Source organism: Xanthomonas sp. GW (genome assembly GCF_014236815.1).
Classification (GTDB): domain Bacteria; phylum Pseudomonadota; class Gammaproteobacteria; order Xanthomonadales; family Xanthomonadaceae; genus Xanthomonas_A.
Window position 1 is genome coordinate 455,267 of sequence record NZ_CP051189.1, and the last position, 22,385, is coordinate 477,651.

Genomic DNA, 22,385 nt, shown 5'->3' on the forward strand with positions numbered 1-22,385 from the left:
GGCCCGAGGCCACCCAGAGTCCCTTCCACAGTGCAACGCCTGGACACCATGAAGACCGCGGACTTCCGCGGTCTTCATGACAACGCCTCAACCGTCCAGCATCGCCTTGTCGCGCACCGCGCCCTTGTCGGCGCTGGTTGCCAGCAGCGCGTACGCCTTCAGCGCGGTGGTGACCTTGCGTGGGCGCACTTCGACCGGCTTCCAGCCTTGCGCGTCCTGCGCGGCGCGGCGGGCGGCCAGTTCGGCGTCGTCGACCAGCAGGTTGATGCTGCGGTTGGGGATGTCGATCAGGATCTTGTCGCCGTCGCGGACCAGGCCGATGGCGCCGCCGGCCGCCGCTTCCGGCGAGGCGTGGCCGATCGACAGGCCGGAGGTGCCGCCGGAGAAGCGGCCGTCGGTGAGCAGGGCGCATTGCTTGCCCAGGCCCTTGGACTTCAGGTACGAGGTGGGGTAGAGCATCTCCTGCATGCCGGGGCCGCCCTTGGGACCTTCGTAGCGGATCACCACCACGTCGCCGGCCTTCACTTCGTCGGCGAGGATGCCCTTGACCGCCGAATCCTGGCTCTCGAACACCTTGGCGTTGCCTTCGAACACGTGGATCGATTCGTCCACGCCGGCGGTCTTGACCACGCAGCCGTCGAGCGCGATGTTGCCGTACAGCACCGCCAGTCCGCCTTCCTGCGAGTAGGCGTGGGCGACGTCGCGGATGCAGCCGGCTTCGCGGTCGGCGTCCAGCGTCGGCCAGCGCGTGGCCTGGCTGAAGGCGATCTGGGTCGGGATGCCGGCCGGGCCGGCCTTGTAGAAGGTGTGCACGGCGTCGGCGTCGGTCTGGGTGATGTCCCATTGCGCGATGGCGTCGGCGAGGGTGCGGCTGTGCACGGTGGGCTGGTCGGTATGCAGCAGGCCGCCGCGCGCCAGTTCGCCGAGGATGGCGACGATGCCGCCGGCGCGGTGCACGTCCTCGATGTGGTACTTCTGGATGTTCGGCGCGACCTTGCACAGCTGCGGCACGTGCCGCGACAGGCGGTCGATGTCGCGCAGGGTGAACGGCACTTCGCCTTCCTGCGCGGCGGCGAGCAGGTGCAGGATGGTGTTGGTGGAGCCGCCCATCGCGATGTCCAGGGTCATCGCGTTCTCGAACGCTTCGAACGTGGCAATGCCGCGCGGCAGGGCGGTCGGATCTTCGGCGCCGTACCAGCGGTGGCACAGTTCGACCGCGGTGCGGCCGGCTTTCAGGAACAGCTGCTCGCGGTCGGCATGGGTGGCGACCACGGTGCCGTTGCCGGGCAGGGCCAGGCCCAGCGCTTCGGTCAGGCAGTTCATCGAGTTGGCGGTGAACATGCCCGAACACGAGCCGCAGGTGGGGCAGGCGCTGCGCTCGAAGGCGGCAACCTTTTCGTCGGAGGCATTGGGATCGGCGGCGATCACCATCGCATCGATCAGGTCCAGGTTGTGGTCGGCGAGCTTGGTCTTGCCCGCTTCCATCGGCCCGCCGGACACGAACACGGTGGGGATGTTGAGGCGCAGCGCGGCCATCAGCATGCCGGGGGTGATCTTGTCGCAGTTGGAGATGCACACCAGCGCGTCGGCGCAGTGCGCGTTAACCATGTATTCCACCGAGTCGGCGATGATCTCGCGGCTGGGCAGCGAATACAGCATGCCGTCGTGACCCATGGCGATGCCGTCGTCCACGGCGATGGTGTCGAATTCCTTGGCCACGCCGCCGACGCGCTCGATCTCGCGGGCGACCAACTGGCCGAGATCCTTCAGGTGCACGTGGCCGGGCACGAACTGGGTGAAGGAGTTGGCGATGGCGATGATCGGCTTGTGGAAGTCGGCATCCTGCATGCCGGTGGCGCGCCACAGCGCGCGCGCGCCGGCCATGTTGCGGCCGTGGGTGGAGGTCTTGGAGCGATAGTCGGGCATGGGGGTGTCGTGCGGTCGGAAGGCGGGCGGAGTGCTGGCGGAAGCGGGCGGCCCGGCGGGCCGCAAAGGGTTGCATTCGCAACCTTTTTGCGCGCCGTACAGGGCCATTGGCCACGTTATCACGCGACCTGCGCCGCTGCCCTTGCCGGCGATGAACCGGTGCGATGCGCATGGCGCCTGGCAGGCGCCACGGTGCCGGCGATTTCCGTCCCTGGCCGGAACCAGGCATCATCTGGGTCTGTGGTCCGGGAGGGAACCGATGAAGCGATCCAAGAAGGCCGCGCTGTTGCTGATGGGCAGTGCGCCGCTGCTGTTCACGGCCTGCGCGCCCGAAGCCAAGCACCAGGAGGGGCTGTACACCTCGGTGGAAGCCTGCGCGGCGCAGACTCACGACATCACCACCTGCCGCGAGGCGTTCAAGCAGGCGCAGCAGCAGTCGGCCGAGCAGGGACCCAAGTACGCCAACCGCGAGCAGTGCGCGCAGGAGTATTCGGCCGAGCGCTGCGTGGAGCAGCGCGACAGCCACGGGCATTCGTTCATCGGCCCGCTGATGACCGGTTTCTTCCTGTCGCAGATGCTCAACGGCAACCGCATGGCCGGCTTCAACGCCGCGCCTGCGTTCCAGGACCGACAGAGCCAGTGGCAGCGGCCCGCTGCCGCCGGGGCCGGCACCACCACCACCACCAGCCTGCGCGGCAACCAGACCATGACCCATATCGGCGCCACGCCGAACCGGGCGGTCACGGTGAGTCGCGGCGGTTTCGGCAGCTCCAGCGGCGCGCGCGGCAGCTTCGGCGGCTGATTGCCGCACCTCTTTACGCCGCATCAACCAAGGCAAGCACATGCAACGCATCGCGATCGTCGAACGCGGCGACTGGCGCGCGCAGGCCGCCGAGTGCGGCTTCCGTTTCCATACCATCGGCGGCGAACGCTACTGGGACGAACGCGCGTACTACGCATTCACCCTGCGCCAGATCGAACGCGATCTGGAGGATCCCAGCGCCGAATTGCACCAGATGGCGATGGGGCTGGTGGACGAGATCGTCGCCAGCGAGGAGTTGATGCAGCGCCTGGCGATTCCGCCGGCGTTCCGCGACTGGATCGCCGAGAGCTGGCGGCGCCGCGATCCGCATCTGTACGGGCGCCTGGACCTGGCCTACGACGGCACTGGCCCGGCCAAGCTGTACGAACTGAACTACGACACGCCGACCTCGCTGTTCGAGTCGTCGTTCTTCCAGTGGCAGTGGCTGGAAGACCAGCGGGCGCAGGGCCGTCTGGCGCAAGACGCCGACCAGTTCAACTCGATCCACGAGACGCTGGTGGAGCGCTTCGCCGAACTGGCGGCGCAGTTGCCGCCGCCGCTGTCCTTCGCCGCGGTACGCGAGTCGGAAGAGGACCAGGGCACGATCGCCTATCTGCGCGATTGCGCGGCGCAGGCCGGGCTGTTCGGCGAGGCGATCGCGATCGAGGACATCGGCCTGTCCGAGGACGGGCGCTATACCGATCTGAACGACGTGGTGATCGGCGCCATGTTCAAGCTGTATCCGCTGGAAGACCTGTTCGCCGAGCGCTTCGGCCAGGCCCTGCCGGGATCGGGCCTGCGCCTGCTGGAGCCGCCGTGGAAGGCGGTGCTGAGCAACAAGGGCATCCTGCCGCTGCTGTGGTCGCGCCATCGCGGTCATCCCAACCTGCTGCCGGCCGCGTTCGACGACGGCGCCCCACTGCCGCCGGGTTGGGTGCGCAAGCCGCTGCATTCGCGCGAAGGCGCCAATATCGCCTTGCACCTGGCCGATGGGCGCATGTTGGAGAGCGACGGTCCGTACCAGGGGCCGTGCATCGTGCAGCAGGCGCATCCGCTGCCGGCGTTCGACGGCCGCTATCCAATGGTCGGCAGCTGGATCGTCGGCGATACCGCGTGCGGCATCGGTATCCGCGAGGACGATGGCCCGATCACTCGTGACAGTGCGCGCTTCGTGCCGCACGCGATCGTCGAAGCGGGGCAGCCGGGCGTGCTGTATGCCTGAGCCGGCGTGAGGCCGCTTGTCGGCTAGTGCCGAATGATCCAGGCGTGGCGATGGCGATTGTGTGCCGTTGCCGCCGCCGTGCAGGAGCCGGTCACGCTGGTTTACTGTAGCGATCCCATCCACGCAGGTGTCACGCCATGGATCGCAATTCGATCGCGCAACGATTGCAGCATTTGAAGGACGAGCGCCGCGCGGGCGATGCGCAGCTGCAACAGCTGGATACGCGCAGGAATGATCTGCAGCAGACGCTGACACGGATCGACGGCGCGATCCAGGTGCTGGAGGAGCTTCTGGGCGATCAGCAGGAGCCGCCGGCTTCGGCGTAGCGGCCTTCGGCATGGTCGCGTTGCCGGTGGTGCGGGTCTCGCCCGGCCCGGCCTGCGGCGATGTTCGGCTGCGAGCTGAGGCTGCAGAAAGACAGGAAGACGGACGCAGCGCCGCGTCCCCATCGCTGCATCGACTGCAGCGGCCAAGAAACAAAAAACCGGCGGGCATCGCTGCCCGCCGGTCGCGTTATTGACGCTAAGCGCTAGCGTTTACTGCACGCAGGTGTTGACGGTGTTCTGCGCCGAGGCGGTGACGCCGCCCAGGTAGGCGAAGCCCTGCGGCAAGGCCGGGCGGGTGCTGGTGTTGTAGAAGATGTTGAACAGGTCCTTGACCGCCTGCACGTGCGCGGCGCTGCCGTTGCCGCTGGTGAAGCCGGCCAGGTAGGTGATCGCCACGATCGGGTATGTATTGGTGATGACGCTGTTTGGGTTCACCAGACGCACGCAGTTCTTCACTGCCGCTGCGGCGCTGCCCGGGACGCTGTTAACGGTGGAGCCGTCGAGCACGCGGCCGCTCAGCAACGCGCTCGCGCCCAGCGAGATCGGTGTGGCCTGGCCGGAAGAGTTCCTGCCGAATTGGGCCGGATCGAAGCCGTTGATCGTGACGTAGTCGGCGGCCTGCAACAGCACTTCGCCGATGCTGGCATAGCCCAGTGCGTTGGTATTGGTAAAACGCACCGAGGTCACCACGCCGTTGTCGCCGCTGGCGCCGACCGCTCGTGAACCATAGACGTTGTTGACGCCGCCGGGCAGGGCGGAGTTGAAGATCTGATTCGGGGTAAAGGTAAAGCCGGACGGCACGTTGCTGGTGCCGTTGCAGGTGCGCGCCAGGTAGCTGGTGAAGGCGAAGCTGGTGCCGCTGCCATCGCGTTGGTAGACGATCTTGATCGGGCCGGTGGTGCCGCTGACGAACACGCTGTTCCAATCTGTGACCAACCCCGAATAGATCTGGCATACCTGGGCGGCGCTCAGGTTGAAGCTGACGGTCGGGGTGCTCTGCGGCAGCGCGATGGCGCCGGCCAGGGTCGGGACCTGGACGATGCCGACGCGGCTGGCGGCGTTGCCGCCACCCAGGAACACGTTGTAGTCGGCGGTGCTGTAGGGCGCATCGGTACCGATGAAGTCCGGGGCGGCAGCGCCGCCGCTGAGGCCCAGTGACGAGACGCTGAAGTCCTGACAGGCCTGGTTGGCAGTGGTGCTGCCGGCCAGGGTGTTCTTGCCGATCAGGCTGCTGGCCTGGCAATACGACACCTTGTTGGTGCTGTTGTTGCTGTAGGTCAGGAACACCGAGCCGCTGCCCAGGGTGGCAGTGCCGTAGCCGCTACCGGCAGTGTTGCCGGCATTGGTCGACAGGCGCGCATCCGGGTTGGTGCTCAGGTAGTTGCTACCGACGTAGGGTTGCGCCGGCAAGGTGGCGCCGCCGCCATAAAGATTTTCCGCGGCCAACGCGCTGGGCACAGCCAGAGCTGCTATGAGTCCGAGGCCGAGAACGACATGGGGATTGCTACGTTTGCGCATCGCTCTTCTCCTTGAGGTGAAAGAAACAACGGTTGTAGGTGTCAGGTCCAAATAAAAAACCGGCGGGCATTGCTGCCCGCCGGTCGAACGCCATCCTGGCGTGAAACGTTGCTGTTACTGAACGCAGGTGTTGATGGTGTTCTGCACCGAGCTGCGGAACGCCGCGACGCCGTCCAGATAGGCGAAGCCGGACGGCAGGGCCGGGCGGGTGCTGCTGGTGTAGAAGATGTTGAACAGATCCTTCACCGCCTGGATGTGCGCGGCGCTGCCGTTGCCGCTGGTGAAGCCGGCCAGGTAGGTGATCGCCGCGATCGGGTAGGCGTTGGTGATGGCAGCGGTCGGATTCACCAGGCGCACGCAGTTCTTCACCGCCGTGGTGCCGCTGCCCGGCACGGCGTTGACGGTGGAGCCGTCGAGCACGCGGCCGCTGAGCAGCGCGCCCGCCGCCAGCGAGATCGGCGTCGGCTGGCCGGACGCGTTCTTGCCGAACTGTGCCGGATCGAAGCCGTTGACGGTGGCATAGCCAGCGGCCTGCAGCAGGACTTCGCCGATGTCGGCATAGCCCAGCGCGTTGCTGTTGGTGACGCGCACCGAGGTCACCACGCCGTTGTTGCCGCTGGCGCCGATCGCGCGCGAGCCGTACACGCCGCTGACGCCACCCGGCAGCGCCGAGTTGAACGTCTGGTTCGGGGTGAAGACGAAGCCGGACGGCACGTTGCTGCCGCCATTGCAGGTGGCCGCCAGATAGCTGGTGAAGGCGAAGGTGGTGCCGCTGCCGTCGGTGCGATAGACGATCTTGATCGGACCGGTGGTGCCGCTGCCGGACACGCTGCCCCAATCGCTGACCAGACCCGAGTAGATCCGGCAGACCTGGGCGGCGCTCAGGTTGAAGCTGGTGGTCGGGGTGCTCTGCGGCAGCGCGATCGCGCCGGCCAGGGTCGGGACCTGGACGATGCCGACGCGGCTGGCGTTGTTGCCGCCCAGGAACGCGTTGTAGTCGTTGCTGCTGTAAGGCGCGTCGGTACCGATGAAGTCGGGCGCAGCGTTGGCGCCGCTCAGGCCGGTGGGCGAGGTGCTGAAGTCGTTGCAGGACTGGTTGGCGGCGGTGGACACCAGGGTGTTCTTGCCGAAGCCGCTGCCGGTCTGGCAATACGACACCTTGTTGGTGCTGTTATTGCTGTAGGTCAGGAACACCGAACCGGTGCCCAGGGTCGCGGCGGTGAAGCCGCTACCGGCGGTGTTGCCGGCATTGGTCGACAGGCGCGCGTTCGGGGTCACGCCGGTGTAGGTGTTGCCGACATACGGCTGCGCCGGGAAGGTGGCGCCGCCGCCGTAGAGGTTCTCGGCCGCCATGGCCGAACCGGTGGACAGGGTCGCGATCGCAATGGCGATCGCGCTGACGCGGGGGAAATTAAGATTAAGCACTTGCCTCTCTCCTTGGTGAGAAAACGACGGAATGGATCCGGGGGAATTCTTTACCTGTAGCGTGCTGGCGCCATCGACTGGCGCCAAGAAAGGTTGCGCTCGGCAGATGATAATGCTGCGACATTCGTCGGAATGTTTCTTTACCTGTGATGCGCAGTCTGAAATGACCTGATTTTCATGGCGATGAAATAATGAATTTATCGGAAACTAACGATTAACTTGATTATTTTCAGAAGCGCGAATTGGCGTCTACAAAATGCTCCAGTTTCTACTTGTCGCGACGACGCCTGAACGCCGCCGCGGCCCCTGTCGCCGCACTGTCATGGACCAGGCTGGCAGCGCGGATCGTCCACCTTGCAGTCGCCGAACCCGACCACCTGCACGGTGATCACCGACGGCGCTTCGCGTGGCGTGGAGGTGCCGCGCGTCGCCAAGTCGCCGACCGCATCGGTCACCGCTGCCGCGGCGTTGGAGGCGGCGCTCAACGCGCCACCGTCGACGTTGCGTGCGGTGCCGACCCCGACCGCATCGCCCTGCACCTGGATGTTGTCGGCATTGGCGACGAACTGCGCGGCCACGATCAGGTTGCCGCTGGCGCGGATGCCGGCATCGCCGGCATCGACGGTGCCGCGCGGGGCGACCAGTACCGCGTTGCCGCGCGGATCGGTCGGATTCGCCTGCAGCGTGGCGATGCCCGCACCGCTGACCTGGCCGCTGGCATCGAGCACGCAGTACTGGTCCTGGTCGCACAGGTAGCGCGCACGTGCGCGCTCGGCGCTGGTCTTGCTGCCCTTGCCGGCGTTGATGTCGCCGTTGGAACTCCACAACAGCAGGTCGCCGCCGCGCTGGGTGAAGATGCGGCTCTGCGCCAGCAGCACGCTGGCGTCGGTGAACACGCCGATGTCGCCTTGCCCCACCGCCAGGATGCCTTGCTGCGCCGGACCGATCAGCACGTTGCCCTGCGCATCGGTCACCACCGGCGGCGCCAGCACGCTGCCGACCTGCAGCCCGCCGCCCGGGCCGAGGATGCGGATGTCGCCGCCGGCCTGGGTCTGCAGGGTGGAGCCGCGCATGTCCAGGGTGCCGGTGACGCTGCGGGTCGCCGCGCCGTTGGCGCCGCCTTCCAGATTGTTGCGGGTGTAGCCCAGCCGTGCCGGGAACAGTGCTTCGATCGCGGCATAGCCGCGCGTGTATTTTTGGAAGTCCGGGCTGGCCGGATTCGCGTAGCCCTCGCCGACCTGTTTGAGCACATCGAGGAAGACGCGTTCGCTCAGCAGACGCCGGGTAGCGCTCGGCAGCTGGGCGAACTGGCGCCAGGCCTCGGCGGGCGTCGGCTTGTCCTGCTCGGTCGCGGCTTGCTGCGCGAGCGGCGTCGAGGCCGGTGCAGACGCATCCTGAGCATGTTGGCGCATGAAGTCGAGCAGCCAGCGCTGATACGTGTCGGTGTTCTGCTGGCTGCCTGGATCCAGATACAGCGCGGCCAGCGCGTCGGCGTCCTCGCCGTTGGCCACGCCGTAGCGCACCACTAGGTCGGCACCGGAAGTAGTGCGGATGCCGCCCGCGTTGCGATCGATAAGCTGAACGCCGAGGCCCTTCATGGCTTCTTCGGCCGAGGTCAGCGGGCCGAGATTGCGTCCGGCCTCGATCTCGAACGTCCCTGGGCCGGCGAGTGACATCCAGCCCCAGCGAACGGCTTGGTCGCCACGTGGCCCCCCCACGATCGAGGTGTAGGTGATGTCGCGTCCGGCCAGCACCCGGGTAACGTCCGAGGCCAGATAGTTCTGCGCTCTCAGATCCAGATTGACGATGTCGCGTCCGGCACGGATGTCCGCCGGTTTCGGCAATTGCAGGGTCAGCGGATTGAGCGTGAAGCCGCCGGCTGCATAACCGCTCGCCACGTCGCCGTCGCGGCTGTAGATGCGCACGGGTTGCGCATCGTCCCGATGCAGGCCGAGTTGCGCGCCGCTGCCGGCGGAGTTGTCGTTGCCGTCGTAGTTGCCGGTTTCGTCCAGCATCGCCAGTTGCAGCTTGCTCTTGGCGGTAACCAGGGAGTCGTTGAACAGACGGATGTCGCCCTGCGCCATCGCCTCGAGCTGCCCTTGTGCCGACGGATACAGGCGGCCGCCGGTCTCGAACTGCAGGTTGCCGGCGTGGGCGACCGCTTCCACCCGGGCCGGCAGCACGTTGTCGAACACGCCGTCGTTCAAAATGAGACTGTCGTTGCCGCGGCTCGCATCGCGCGCGCCGTTGCCGAACAGCGCCGCCGGCAACTTGAGCGTGCCCAGGCGGATATCGCCGTTCAACGTGTCGATGGCGATTGCCGAGGCGCTGCCGTAGTCGGTGGTAGCGCGGGTGCTGTCGCTCATCAATGCGGCGACGCCGCCGGAGGACAGCACGTAGCCGGGATTGACGATGGCGCCGAGCGACGCGTCGCCGCCGGCATGGATCGTCCATTGCCCGTCCTGCAGCGCGAACACTGGATCGACCGCGCTGCTCACCTGCAGCAGTGTCCCCGATGCGTCGTAACCCTGGCCGCTCAGCGTGAACGCGCTGCCCAGGTTGCCGCCGGCGTTCAAGCTGCCTTGTCCGTGCGCGACGAAATAGTCGCCGCCGAGCACGTCGCGTCCGGCTTCCACTTGCAGGTCGCCGCCGCCATAGGTCTGGCGGCCCTGCGCGGTCAGCCGGTAGCTGGTCGGCAGCGACACCGACAATTCGCGAATGTCGCGCCCGGCCTGCACCGCAACGTCGCCGCCGCTGCTGAGCACGCCCTGGGCGAAGCCGCCGTAGTTGATCAGCCCGGCGCTGGGGGTGACGCCATCGGCGCCGACCGGATTGCCGACCTGCAGCCACGGCCACCAGTACTGGCCGACGTAGTTGCCGGCCACGCCGGTGCGGCTGCCGTCGCGATCGAACACCTGGCGGTTGCCGAGGATGTCGCGCCCGGCCTGCAGCAGCAGGTCGCCGGCGGCTTCGGCATTGGCCTGCGCGCTGACCACCTGGTCGGCGCTGTGGCTGGCGTCGTCGCCGCGCACGATGCGGATGTCGCTGTCTGCATCGCTGCCGGCGGCGGGCTGGCCGGCGCTGTAGATGCTGGCCGGCGCGTCGGCGTCGGCGAAATGCAGGTCGCGCGCGGCAGCGATCTGGATGCTGCCGGTGCCGGTGCGCACCACGGTCGGCAGCAGTACGTCCTTCTTGCCGCTTTCCTGGTAACGCTGGTGGCCGTCGAGCACCACGTCGGCGTCGCTGTCGGCGCGCAGCGCGTCGGGGCGGATGCCGGCGAAATCGGCGCCGGCGACGATGCGGTAGCGGCTGCTGTCGCCGCCGATCAGGCTGGTGGTGGCGAGCGGCAGCGGATTGCTGGCGTTGGCTTGCAGCGACGGCGTGTTATGGGTGGCGGCCGGCAGCAGCGGGCCGAGCACCGGCAGCGAGGGCAGCGTCAACGTCGGCAATGGGTACTCGCCCGAGGCGTTGTAGAACGCATATAGGTCGAGAACGTAGCGTTGGTAGTTGCTCACGTACTGCGTGTAGTCGGCCGGCGAGGAGGGCGCTGCAGGCGCGGCGGGTTGGCCAGCATAGTCCTGTATGGGAAACCCGGAATCCGGCGAATAGTTGACGATGAAGGCATTGAGCAGGGTGTTGTAAGGCGGCAGCAGGCCGCCCGATGTCAATTCATCCTGCGGTTTCTGCAGCATGTCCAGCAGCTGCAGGTATTGGCCGTAGTACTGCGCGATCTGGTCCTGGTCGCCGCCCAGGCTGGCCGGCGGTGCCGGGATCAGGCCATCGACGTTGACGAAGGCATTGTTGTAGGCGTCCTGGAGCAGGAGCTGGTAAGCGTTTGCCGCGCCGGCATAGGTGCCCTGCGGGCCGCCGCCGCCGAACGGATTGCGTACCTGATAAAACCCATCGCTGAGGCTGGCCTTGATGGTCACGCCGCCCTCGGCGCGCAGGGTCAGCACCGGCGCGTTGCCGTTGTAGCGGAAGTCCAGTTGGTCGCGGTTGGCGCCCGAGCCGAGATTCCAGTTGCTCATCACCCGGATCTCGCCGCCGTTGATGGCCGGATCCGGATTGCGCAGCTCGATGCCGGGGCGCGCGCGCAGGTTGGGCAGGTTGGCCAGGCGCGCTTCGAACGCGAAGCCGGGACGTTGCACGAAGCCCATCAGCGTGCCGGGCGTGCCCGCTGCATCGTCGGCATAGCCGTAGAATTGGCGATGCGCGGCGTTGGCGCTGTCCGGGGTGAATGCGTAGCGGCTGAGGTAATCGGCGACCTGCGCCGGCGTAGTCGGCGCCGCCACCGCGTTGCCGGCCAGGTCCGTCCAGCTGCCGGCCAGCAGCGCGCCCTGCGCGTCGTACCAGCCGGCCGGATCGACGATGCCGTCGAAGTGTTTGACCGGATCGGTGCTGGCGTCGGTGGTGCTCCACACCGCGTAGGCTTCCAGGCCCACTTCGCGCGCGCCGCGCACGCTGGCGCCGTTGGCCACGGTCACGTTGACCTCGCCGTCGGCGAGCAGCGGCGTGCGGATCTCGACGTTGCCGCCGGACAGTCCGCCGGCGCTGCCGCCGGAGACATCCAGCACCGCGCCGGCGCCGAGTGCGATGCTGCCGGCCGCGCCGGCCTGCACGTTCTGGTAGCCGTAGTCGGTGTTGAGGGTGCCGTCGTCGCGGCCGCTGCTGCCCAGCGTGATGGTGCCGCCGCGCTTGTCGGCGGCGCTGCCACGGGCCAGCAGCTGGCCGTCGATCGCCACGCCGTGACGGCCCCACAGCGCGATGCTGCCGCCCTGCGTGCCGGACGCATCGATGCTGCCGGCGATGCCGATGTTTCCGTTCGCCGCATCGCGGCCGATGGCATCGGCGCCGCCGTCGGCGGTCAGGGTCACCGCGTCGGCACGCAGCGTGTTGCCGGCCGACAGCAGCAGGTTGCCGCTGCGCGCATGCACGTCGATGGCACCGTCGAAGCCGCCGCCGGCCAGCTGCGCGGCCAGCGAATCCAGGGCGATCGCGCTGCCCGAATCGAGCAGGAAGCGGCCGCCGCGGCCCTGCGCGGCGTGGCCGTCGAGGCTGCCGGGCAGGGTCACCTTGCCTTGCGTTGCCGACAGGTTGACGCTGCCGGCGTCGGCGCTGCCCACGGCCGACACGTCGATGCGGGTGGTGGCATCGGCGAGCACGTCGCCGGCCGTGGCCTGCAGCGTGACCGTGCCGCCTTGGGTCGGCTTGGTGGTGTCGAAGAACGTGCTGGCCACGCCGGACGCATCCAGCGTGGCGCCATCGCGCAGGCGCACCGCGCCGTCGCTGCTGCGCAGGACGATGCCGCCGGAATTGGCGCGGATCAGCCCGTTGCTGTCGATGCTCCCGCCGACCAGCGTCACCCGCCCGCCCAGCGGTTGCGCCGCGTTGACGCTGCCGCCGCTGCCTTGCAGGCGCAGCGCGCCGCCGGTGCGCAGGGTCTGGTCGGCGCCGGCGTCGGCCAGCAGCAGCGGGGTGCGCAGGTCCACGTCGCGCGTGCCGAAATCGAACTGGCCGCGGTCGCGCACGTACAGCGTCTGCGCCGCATCCACCGCGACCGCGCCGAACCCGGTCAACTGCTTGTCGCCGCCGGCGAAGGCGACTTCGCGTCCCTGCAGGTGCAGCAGGCCCCCGCCGGCCACGGTGTCGGCCGGTGCCGCGCTGGCGCCCTGGTTGGACAGGGTCAGCTGATCGGCGCTCAGGCTGACGTCGCGGCCGTCGCCGACGAAGCGGCCGGCACTGAGCGTGAGCGCATTGCTCACCCGCAGGTCCAGGCCGCCGGCGAAGTCCATGTCGCCGTAGCTGTGCAGGTTGACCTGTTTCGCCTGCGCGAACTGCGCCAGGCTGCCGGCGCCCAGCACCAGGCCGTCGGCATCGCCGCTGGCCGCCTGCGCGTCCAGCCGCACGTGGCCGGCGCTGGCGTCGATGCGCTGGCCGCGCAGCAGCGCGCCGGCATCGATCGCGCTGTCGCCGGTGGAATCCAGGCTCAGTGCCGCGCCGCCGTCGAGCAGCGCGCCCGCGCCGATCTGCAGCCGTGCGCGCGCCTGCGCCGCCTCGGGCACGTTCGCCCGTTCGATCGTGGCCGCGCCGAGGCTGGACAGGCGCACCAGCGTGCCGTCGCCGCTGCTGCCGCCGTCCTCGCCGATCAGCAGCGTCGTGGCCGCGCGATCGCCGCTGCCGCCCTGCGCGCGCAACACGCTGCCGGCGTCCACGCGCAGGCCGCCGTCGGCAGCGTCGCTGGCGGCGGTCGCCAACAGCAGTTCCGGCGCTTGCAGCGCGCTGCCGGCGTCGTTGCTGATTCGCAGTTGTTGGGAGGTCACATGCAGGCGCGTGCCGTCGGCGCTCTGCTCGCGGGTGCCGCCGAGCAGCAGGCTGCCGGCGTTCATCGCGTTGAGCGCGCTCGCCTCCACGCCGACGTAGCCGGCCGCGGCGCTCTGGCCGGTGCCGAGCACCTGCAGCGCGCGCGCAGTGATATCGATCTGCGCGGCGTTGCCGCCGCTGGCCGCGGCGGTGGACAGGCTGGCGCCCAGGCGCAATGCCTCGCCCGCCGCCAGGATCAGCTGGCCGCCGTCGCGCGGCAGCTGCGGCGTCGCGTTGCCGGCGCCGGCCGCCTGCGCGGCGAAGAACGCGTTGGCGCCGGTGCGGGTGTATTCCGAGTACTGGCCCCAGGTCGCCGCCGACTGCACTTCGAACAGCTGGCTGCGCGCGCTGCGGGTGCCGCTCAGGGTATCGACCAGATAACCGGCGACCACCGCGGTGCCGTCGACCGCGACCATATTCTGCGCGGCGGTGGCGTCGGTGCTGCCGCTGCGCGCGACCACCCGGTAGGCGCCGGGCAGGGTGGCGTACTTGGCCGGCAGCAGCGTGTAGTCGCCATCCGCCAGGCCGGGCACGCCGCTCAGATGCACGGCGCTGCCGAGCGCGGGCGTGTCGCCCTTCTGTTCGAACGCCGCGTCGCTGGCGGCGACCGGGGTCTGCGCCCCGGGCACGATCGCGTAGACCGTGCGACCGTCCGCGTACAGCGGCACCTGGGTGGCGTTGCCGCTGGCATAGCTGGTGTTGGTCGAGGACAGCAGGTCACGGCTGCCGCCGGTGCCGGGTACCCACTCGCTGGCCTGCAGGTCGCCGCCGCCGGACAGGTCCACGCGCGCGCCGGGCGCCAGCGCGACGCTGTCGGCGTCCAGCCGGATCTGCTTCTGCGGCGGCGCGCTCAGCGCGGTGCTGCTGCCTTGCGCGCTGCCGTCGTAGCGCCACTGTGAACCGTCCACGGTACTGCCGTACGGCAAGGTGGTGCCTTCCAGCGACACCGAGGTGAGGCTGCCGGCGCCGAGGCTGACCTCCAGCGTTGGCGTCAACGTGCGAGTGCCGAACACCGCGCGTGTGGCCGCGTCGTCGAGCGCGCCGACCCCGAGCAGCAGCCGCCCGCTCGGCGCGCGCAGGCGTCCGTCCTGGGCGATGCGGGTGGCATCCAGCGCCAGCGTGCCGCCGGCCGACAGCGGCAGCGCCGGCGTGTCGCCCTGGGCCTGGATGCGGATGCTGGTCTCGGCGCGGCTGCCGTCGCTGCCGAGCGCGCCGAGCGCGCGTACCAGGAAGGTTTCGCCGCTGGCCGGATACAACTGCGCGGCGCTGAAGGTCAGATTGCCGGCGGTCAGCAGTTCGCCGGCGCGCGGCGTGGCGATGCCGTTGGCGTCGAGCAGGTAGGCATAGGCGGCGGGCGTGTGGAAACGCACTGCGCCGCTGCTGGACAGGAGTGCCTCGCCGACCCCGTCCAGCGCGAACTGGCCGCCGAGATCGATCTGCGCGGCGTTCACCGTCAGCGTGGTCGCGCCGGGCGCCCGCGGTTCGGCCAGCACCGCGGCCGGGCTGTTCGGCGACTGCCAGCCGTTGAGGCCGACGTAGGCGGCGCTCAGGCTGACCTGGCCGCTGTCGGCTAGCTTGCCGAAACCGGTCGCATCGCTCGCCAGCAGCGCATAGCGCGGCGCGTTGAACACCAGCGCGCGCGACAGCGACAGGTTGACGTCGCCGGCGAAGCCGACCGCCACCTGCGGGCGCAACGTGTTGGTCGGCGACTGGTCGCCGACCAACAGCGTATCGATGCCGCTGTCGTCCAGGCGATCGGCGGCGAAGTACAGCGGGCCGGGCGTGGCGCTGGCGTTCGGCAACGGGGCGCCGGGCTGCGCGCCCTGCGGCAGGCGGCTGTCGTGCTGGGTGAAGATCACGCCGCTGGGGCCGGGCAGCACCTGATTGCTGCCGTCGACCAGTTTCAGCGGCAGCAAGGCCAGGGTGCCGCCGCGGTCCTGCGTGCTGCCGCCGCCGGCGTGGATGCTGCCGTCGAAGTACAGGCCGGTGCTGGCGGCCAGGTCCAGGCGCCCGCCGGCGCTGCCCACGCTCTGCGCCTGCAGCGTGTCGCCGCCGCCGATGATGGGGTTGCCGGTGGGCAGGTCCAGCACCGCGGTGGTGCCGGACAGGTCCAGCTGCGCGCCGGCGGCGACCACGATCGCGCCGCTGTCGTTGCTGAGGGTGATGTGGCCGCCGTCGAGCACGCGCCCGCTGCGCGGCCGCACCAGGCCGTTGGCGCTGGGCTGCAGCGCGGCCTGCGGATCGAGCAGGGCGATGCCGGAGACGTCCAGGCGGCTGTTGGCGCCCAGCCACAGCGCCTTGCCCGGTGCCGCATACGCCGGGCCGCGGTCCACGTCGGGCGCCGCGGACAGGCCCGAGTCGCGCGAGGTGTCGCCGGAGATGGCGATGCTGCCGCCGTGCGCCTGGATGCTGCCCAGCACCTCGACCTGGCCACGCGCGCCGATGCGCACGTTGGCGCCCGGATCCAGCAGCAGCTGCGCGCCTTCGTCGAGCAGCACGCGGCCGCTGGCGCCGCTCAGGCTGGGATTGCCAGCGACGCGGCCGAGGAAGTCGCCGCCGCGCAGCGCGAAATCGGTGGCGGGGCGATAGAACGGATCCAGCCGGCCGAGCGTGGCGTAGCCATTGCCGCCGGCCTGCGCCGCACCGCTGACCACGTCGCTGCCGCTGGCGGCGCCGCGCAGCGCCTGCAGGTTCGGGAGCAGATTGCGCTGGCTCACCCGCAGTTGGGTGCCGGCGACGAGTGTGGCGTCCTGCTCGGCGGCCAGGTCGTAGCTGCCGAAGCTGTTGTCGGCGAAGAAGCCGGCATCCAGGTGTAGCACGCGCGCATCGCTCGGTGCGCTGCCGCCGATCTGCACGCCAAAGGCGCGCAGGCTCAGCGTGCCGCCGCCGGCGAAGTTGTCGGCGCGCAGGCTGGCCGGGTCGAACTGCAGCAGCCCGGCGCCATCGGCGACCGGGGCGTTGGCGGTGTAGGTGGGTGAAGCGGAATCCTGATTGGCCGGGCGCACGTAGGTATGCAACGCAATGTCGCCGCCATGGCCTAGCGGCCGCCCATCGTGCATGGCCAGCGCGCCGTCGGCATCGACGTAGCCACCGCTGGATGCGTCGAGTACGGCGCCGGTTGCGATCAGCAGCGATGCGCTCTGGTCGCTGTTCTGTCCGGTCGTCGCGTCGGTCAGCCTGACCTGCAGCGCGTCGAGGGCGATGCTGCCGCCGTCGACGAAGGCGCTGCCCTGCGCTTCGGCGCCGAAGCGGCGGTCGTCGTTGATCCAGCGGCCGCTCACGTCAAGTCGCGCGCCGGCGCCCAGCAGCAGGTCGCCGTGGCCGAGCGACCGTCGCGTGTCGTTGATCTGCCTTGGATCATCTACGTAAGCGAAGCCGCCGCTGCTCTGAAGCGCGATCTTCCCGGCGTGCGTGACCAGCGCGCCGTCGATCTGCAGGCGTTGCGCTTGCAGCGAAAGCGAGCCACTGTCGGCGAGCTGCAACGTCGCGCCGGCCGCGACCTCGATCAACGGCGCATTGCCGATCGTCAGCATCTGCAAACCACTGCCATTGATCATCCGCGTGGACAGCTGCGACCAGAAGAGTGGATTGTCTTGGTCCTGCGCCGCGACTGAGCTGCCTGGCAGTTCGGCCGCGCGCGTCCCAAGCGCAAGTCCCTGCGGCAGCCCCGCGGCGTCATCCGTTATGCGCCAGTTGCGTTGATCGCGGCTGATGCCGTCCGACAGGCCGATCGTCGCGCTGTACAAGCCGATATCGCTATTGATGCGCAGCGTTCCGCCCTGCGGCGAAGTATCCCTCGTAAGTTGGTAGCGCCCGGCCAGCGCCTGCGCGGACAGGTCGCCAGCGAGCAGTGCCACGCCTGGTTCCGGTCCGTTGCCGTTGGCCTGGCGTCCAAGTTCGATATTCAACGCACCGGCGTCGCCGCCTTGCAGATAGTCGCTCTCGTAGTAGCGGCGGCTGCCCAGCAGCGGGTTGGCGAACTGTTCGCTCACGCCCCAGCGCGTGTGCGCGACGGTCTGCGTGCCGGCCACGCCCAGGTAGCGCATGGACGGGTCGGCGCTGGCCAGGTCGTACAGGCGGCCGTCGGCACCGAGCAGGCGCGGCGTTTCGACCATGCCGCCGAGCATGTGCACGTAGCCGCCGTCCATGTTCACCTGCGCGCCGGGCGCGATCACCAGGTCGCGCGCGCCGATGTTGATGGTGCCGCCGTCGAGCAGCATCTCGTCGATGGTGCGCGGCACCTGGTCGACGTAGCCCTGCGCGTTGAGCAGCGGGCTGCCGACCCAGGCCTGGCCATCGGCGCGCACGCCGCTGGCGCGGCGATCGAATTGCAGCGACTGGCGGAACAGCGCGCCGTCGCGTTGCAGCGGCGCGTCGGCCAGTTCGTTCTGGCCCACGCGCGGAATCTGGATCAGGTTGCTGCGCATCGCCTGTTGCACGTCGGCGATGCCGGACACGTCGAGCTGTGCGCCGCTGTCGATCATCAGCCGGTTGTTGAGCGGGGTGCGACCCTGCAGCCGGGTGGTCTCGCTGCCCAGGCCGATCAGGTTCACGGTGCCGCCCGGGGCGAAGGTGAGCGACTGCTCGCGCAACTGCACCTGGGCGCCGGCCAGGACCATCGTCGGGCCGAGGAAGGACAGGTCGGCAGCGCTGCTGGAGGTGGTGGTCTCGCCATCGTGCTCGGGCAGCGTGGTGGTCACCGAGCCGGGCGCCAGTTCCAGTGCGCCGCCCCTGTAGCTGGACAGCGCATCGCCGCCGTAGTTGCTTTCCTGGTTGATCGCCAGCAGCATGACGCTGCCCGGGCGGCTGATGCTGGTGCTGGCCTGGACCAGGCCGCGCTGCTGCACGCTGTAGCCGGCCAGGGTCGCGTTGCCGCGGGTGGCCGCGACGATGCCGCTGTTGTCTAGCGTGCCGACCCCGGAGCGGTCGCTGCCGGTCGGCGAGAAGAAGCCGCTGAAGCCCAGCGGCAGGACGTTGTCGCCGCTGGTCCCCAGCAGCTGCTGCAATTCCCGCGACTGTCGCAGGCCCAACACCGCCGCCAGCATCGCCTGCCCGTCCTGCGCGGTCACGGTACCGGCGTTGCCGACGTTCGGCGCGGCGATCAGGGTGTAGCCCTGGCTGCCGCTGGCGATGCGCGCGCCGCTGTCGATCTGGATGTCGCCCGGGGTCTGCCCGGCGGCCATGCTGTCCAGGCCGGTCAGCACCGTGCCGCTCTGCCCGGTGCTGCCGAACAGGCCGCGGGCGAGGAAGGTCTGGTCGCTGAGCGCGCGGTTGGCGTCGAACAGATCCAGCGACGACACCAGCAGCGAATGCACGTTGACCTGGCTGGCGCCGCCGAACAGCACGCCGTTGCGGTTGAGCAGGTAGACCTGGCCGGGCGCCTGGATGCGGCCCAGGATCCTGCTTGGCGCCGCGCTCGGGTCGTTGACCCGGTTCAGCGCGATCCACTGCGCCGCGTCGCTGCCGCCGGCCGACTGGTCGAACTGCACTAGGGTGCGGCTGCCGACGTTGAACGTCTCCCAGTTGAGGATCGCCTTCTTCTGGGTCTGCTGGATGGTGACCTGGGTGTCGCCGCCGACCGTCTGCTGGGTCGGCGCACGCGCGCCCAGCCAGACGTTGCGCTGGCCCAGGCGCGGGTCGTCGCTGCGCACCGCGCCCGGATCGATGACTGCGCCGTCGGGCAGTTGCAGGCCGCCCTTGCCCAAGCCATCGGGGACCATGCCGGCTTGCGCTGCCTGCGCCGCGGCGCGCGCGGCGGCCTGGGTCGCGTCCAGGGCCTGGCGCGCCTGCGCGGCGCGCTGGAACGCCTGCAGCGAGGTCTGCGCCAGCTTGCTCGCCGCCGCCGATTGCAGGCCCTGCTGCTGCGCGGCGGCCGCGGCCTGCGCGCCCGGGTCGGCGCCACGGCGCACGAACGGGCTGCTCTGCGCCTGGCTGCGACCGACCAGGGCGGCCGAGATCGCCAGGCTCAGCACCAGCAGGCGAAGGGGACGGCGGAGGCGGTTGCGGCGGCGGCGACGGTTGCGGGGCATGGCGGCGATCTCGGTGGCGGCGCGTCAGCGCGCCGGAGCGAACGGAGTAGGGAGGTAGTGCGGCTGCGGCCGCTGCGGAACCAGCGAGCGGCCATAGGCATCGCCGTAGCGCTGGCGCAGCGCGGCCGGCGTGGGTTGCCCGCGCTGCAGCGGATCCAGCGTGGTCGCGGCGGTGACCAGCGGCGAGGCGCCGGGGCGGGCGCTGGCGGCCGCGGCGCGCAGCGTCTGGTTGAGGCAGTCCAGGTGGCCGGCGACGTCCTCGCCGATCCGCACCTGCACGCATGGCGCAGTCGCCGCGGCTGTGGCCGGCGCGGCGTGCGCGTGCAGTGCCAGCGCGGCCAGCGCGGCCAGCGCGAGCGATGCCAGCGCGGCGCCGCGGCGCTTCATTGCACGCTGTCCTGCGTCGCCGTGGCCGTCGCCGTAGCCGCGGTGGCGCCGGCGCAGGCCTGGGTCTGCGCGTGCTGCTCGGCCAGGCGGTCTTCCAGGGTGCGCACGCGGTTCTCGCGGGTCACCCTGGCCATGCCGAACAGCTCGCGGCCGTGGCTACGCACGAAGCGCACGAACGCCGGATCGCGGTACAGCGCGGCCAGTTCGCGCGCGGTGGCGTACAGGGCCTCGCTGCCGGTGGCGCACTGCGCCATCCGCGCGCGCTGGTGCTGCAGTTCCGCATCCAGCGTCGCCTGCGTCTGCGCCTGCTGCGCGGCGGCCTGCGCGGTCCTGGCCTGCGCCTGTTGCTGTTCGCGCTGTTGCGTCAGTGCCGCGTCGCGTTCGCGCTGCGCCTGTTGCAGTTGCCGCTGCAACGCGGCCTCGCGACCTGGGTCGGCGCTTGCTACCCGCGGCGCCGGCATTGGTGCCGCGCGCAGCGCATCGCGCTCGCGTTCGGCGGCGGCGGTGGCCAACTGCTGCTGCACCAGGTCCGCTTCGGCCTTGCGCAAGCGCGTGCTGGTCTCGCGCAGCGCTTCGCGCAATCGCGTCTCGGTGCTGTCCTGGGCGTGCAGCGGGGCGGCGGCAAGCAATGCCGTCACGAGCATGCCGCAGGCCAGATGGGAGGGAAGGCGGCGCATGCTCAGAACTCCGTGCCGAGGTCGAGCTGCAGCAGGTCCACCGCGAACGGCGCGCCGGAGATCTCGTTGGCGCTGAGCCAGCGCAGGCCGACCCAGGTGTTGCGCGCCAGCGCATAGTTGCCGCCGACGATCAGCCCGCGCGCATTGGTGCCGCCCAGGTGGAAATCCGAATCGGTGAAGCCGTCCGGCACCGCGTCCGATTCCAGGTACTTGTAGCCGATGCTGACGTTCCAGTCGCCGGGCTTGACCGGCTTGGGCTGGCCGACGGTGAAGTTGAGGTAGTAACCCATGTCGCCGCCATCGAACACGCCCTGGTCGCCGAGGTTGTTGACCGGGCCGAGCGAGCGCACGCGTGCGGCGTTGTAGCGGGTGTTCTTGACCACGTCGGCCTCGACCAGCACCGCGACCGGGGCGAACTGGTCCAACTGCAGCTGCGCGTGCAGGTCGGCCACGCCGAACTTGCTGGCATAGCCGTAGTACTGCAGTTGCGGGCCGTTGGGGTTGGCGGGATCGGCGACGATGTCGCGCAGCGCGACCAAGGTGTTGCCGAACTGCTGGAACTGCGGCCGCGAACCGTCGGTGTCGCAACTGTCGGCCGAGGTCGGCGCCAGGCACGGCGACGAACGCTTGCCCTCGAACTGGTCGTACTGGAAGTAGCCCAGGCCCACGCGCAGCGCCATGGCGTCGGCGAAGCGCCACTGCGCGCCCAATTGCGCGCCGTACATCCACTTGTCGCGGCTGCGGGTCTTGCTGGTGCTGGTGGAGCCGAAATCGAACTCGGTGTTGTAGACCGGGAACAGGCCGGCGCTGATCCACGGCGCGAACTCGGCGTCGGCGTCGGCCAGGTCGTAGCGCGCGGCCACGCCGTCGAAGTTGAGATCGTTGTCGAACACCAGTTCGCTGCTCCAGAACGGATTGGCGAAGCGGCCGAACGACAGGGCCAACCCGTCGAGTGGCGTGAGCTGCAGCGCGGCGCGGTCCAGCCACAGCGAATACTTGGACAGGTTGCCGTTGCCGCCCAGGGTCTGGTTGGTGGACACCGGGCTGCGGTCGCTGCCGGTGGCCAGGCGCAGGTCGGCCTGCACCCAGTCGGCGATCTGCGCGCTCACCCCGAGCCGCGCACGCACGCGCATGCGGCTGCGGTTCTGCGTGGTGTTGAGGAACGGGGCGTTATTGCTGCCCACCGTATCGAAGCCGGAGCCGGCGTTGATGGCGCCGAAGTTGGGGAAGGCCGCGTAGTTGTCGTCGGCGTTGAACACGCCTTCGCCGCGCACGCGCAGGTCGCCGTACACGCGCACGCGCTGGGTCCATTCCGGCAGCGCGCCGGGCGCGGCCCAGCCTTCGGATTTGGCCTGCGCGGTGACTTCGGCGCGCAGCTCGTCCTTGATCTGCTGGCGCACCGGCTCGGGCACGTACGGCACCACCACCGCGCCGGGCTGGGTCTTGTACGCCGCGGCGCCGGCCAGTGCCGGTGCGGGCGCTGGCGCCGCGGTGGCGGAAGCCTCGCGGATCAGGTCATCGGCCTGGGCGCGGGTCATCACGCCCTTGGCGACCAGCAGGTCGATCAAGCGCAGCGTGACCTGCGGGTTGATCTGCGCCGGATCGATCGCGGGCGCGGCGGACTGGGCCATGGCCGCGGCCGGCGCCAGCAGCAATGCCAGCAGCGCCAGGCGCAGCCGGGACGGACGGTGGAGAGGAGACGAAGTGGTCATG

At 69.8% G+C, this 22,385-nt stretch carries 10 protein-coding genes; 3 read left to right on the forward strand and 7 right to left on the reverse strand.

The window, feature by feature from the left end; all coding sequences use genetic code 11:
• Positions 1–87 precede the first annotated feature (87 nt).
• Complete coding sequence (ilvD, locus tag HEP73_RS02075) at positions 88–1,926, reverse strand: dihydroxy-acid dehydratase (RefSeq protein WP_185821929.1); 1,839 nt, start codon at positions 1,924–1,926, stop codon at positions 88–90.
• Between the two features lie 259 nt (positions 1,927–2,185).
• Between ilvD and HEP73_RS02080 the strand changes: the two genes are divergently transcribed.
• The 3 genes from HEP73_RS02080 to HEP73_RS02090 all read left to right on the forward strand — a co-directional run bounded on the left by HEP73_RS02080 (position 2,186) and on the right by HEP73_RS02090 (position 4,276).
• Complete coding sequence (locus tag HEP73_RS02080) at positions 2,186–2,728, forward strand: DUF1190 domain-containing protein (protein WP_185821930.1); 543 nt, start codon at positions 2,186–2,188, stop codon at positions 2,726–2,728.
• Between the two features lie 40 nt (positions 2,729–2,768).
• Positions 2,769–3,950 carry a glutathionylspermidine synthase family protein gene (locus tag HEP73_RS02085; RefSeq protein ID WP_185821931.1) on the forward strand — a complete coding sequence of 394 codons (1,182 nt, stop codon included), beginning with the start codon at positions 2,769–2,771 and terminating at the stop codon, positions 3,948–3,950.
• A gap of 137 nt (positions 3,951–4,087) precedes the next feature.
• Entirely contained in the window at positions 4,088–4,276 is a 189-nt protein-coding gene (locus tag HEP73_RS02090; protein ID WP_185821932.1) for a hypothetical protein, read from the forward strand.
• 210 nt (positions 4,277–4,486) lie between these two features.
• On the opposite strand, the gene HEP73_RS02095 is transcribed toward HEP73_RS02090, so the two are convergent.
• The 6 genes from HEP73_RS02095 to HEP73_RS02120 all read right to left on the reverse strand — a co-directional run bounded on the left by HEP73_RS02095 (position 4,487) and on the right by HEP73_RS02120 (position 22,384).
• Complete coding sequence (locus HEP73_RS02095) at positions 4,487–5,734, reverse strand: PstS family phosphate ABC transporter substrate-binding protein (protein ID WP_185821933.1); 1,248 nt, start codon at positions 5,732–5,734, stop codon at positions 4,487–4,489.
• A gap of 174 nt (positions 5,735–5,908) precedes the next feature.
• Entirely contained in the window at positions 5,909–7,219 is a 1,311-nt protein-coding gene (locus HEP73_RS02100) for a PstS family phosphate ABC transporter substrate-binding protein (RefSeq protein ID WP_185821934.1), read from the reverse strand.
• 320 nt (positions 7,220–7,539) lie between these two features.
• Positions 7,540–19,608: a filamentous haemagglutinin family protein gene (locus HEP73_RS02105; protein ID WP_185821935.1), complete on the reverse strand. Its 12,069-nt coding sequence runs from the start codon at positions 19,606–19,608 to the stop codon at positions 7,540–7,542.
• Between the two features lie 24 nt (positions 19,609–19,632).
• Complete coding sequence (locus HEP73_RS02110) at positions 19,633–19,995, reverse strand: hypothetical protein (RefSeq protein WP_185821936.1); 363 nt, start codon at positions 19,993–19,995, stop codon at positions 19,633–19,635.
• Positions 19,992–20,672 carry a hypothetical protein gene (locus HEP73_RS02115; protein ID WP_185821937.1) on the reverse strand — a complete coding sequence of 227 codons (681 nt, stop codon included), beginning with the start codon at positions 20,670–20,672 and terminating at the stop codon, positions 19,992–19,994. The genes HEP73_RS02110 and HEP73_RS02115 overlap by 4 nt, the downstream gene beginning before the upstream one ends.
• A 2-nt stretch (positions 20,673–20,674) precedes the next feature.
• Complete coding sequence (locus HEP73_RS02120; RefSeq protein WP_185821938.1) at positions 20,675–22,384, reverse strand: putative porin; 1,710 nt, start codon at positions 22,382–22,384, stop codon at positions 20,675–20,677.
• Position 22,385 lies beyond the last annotated feature (1 nt).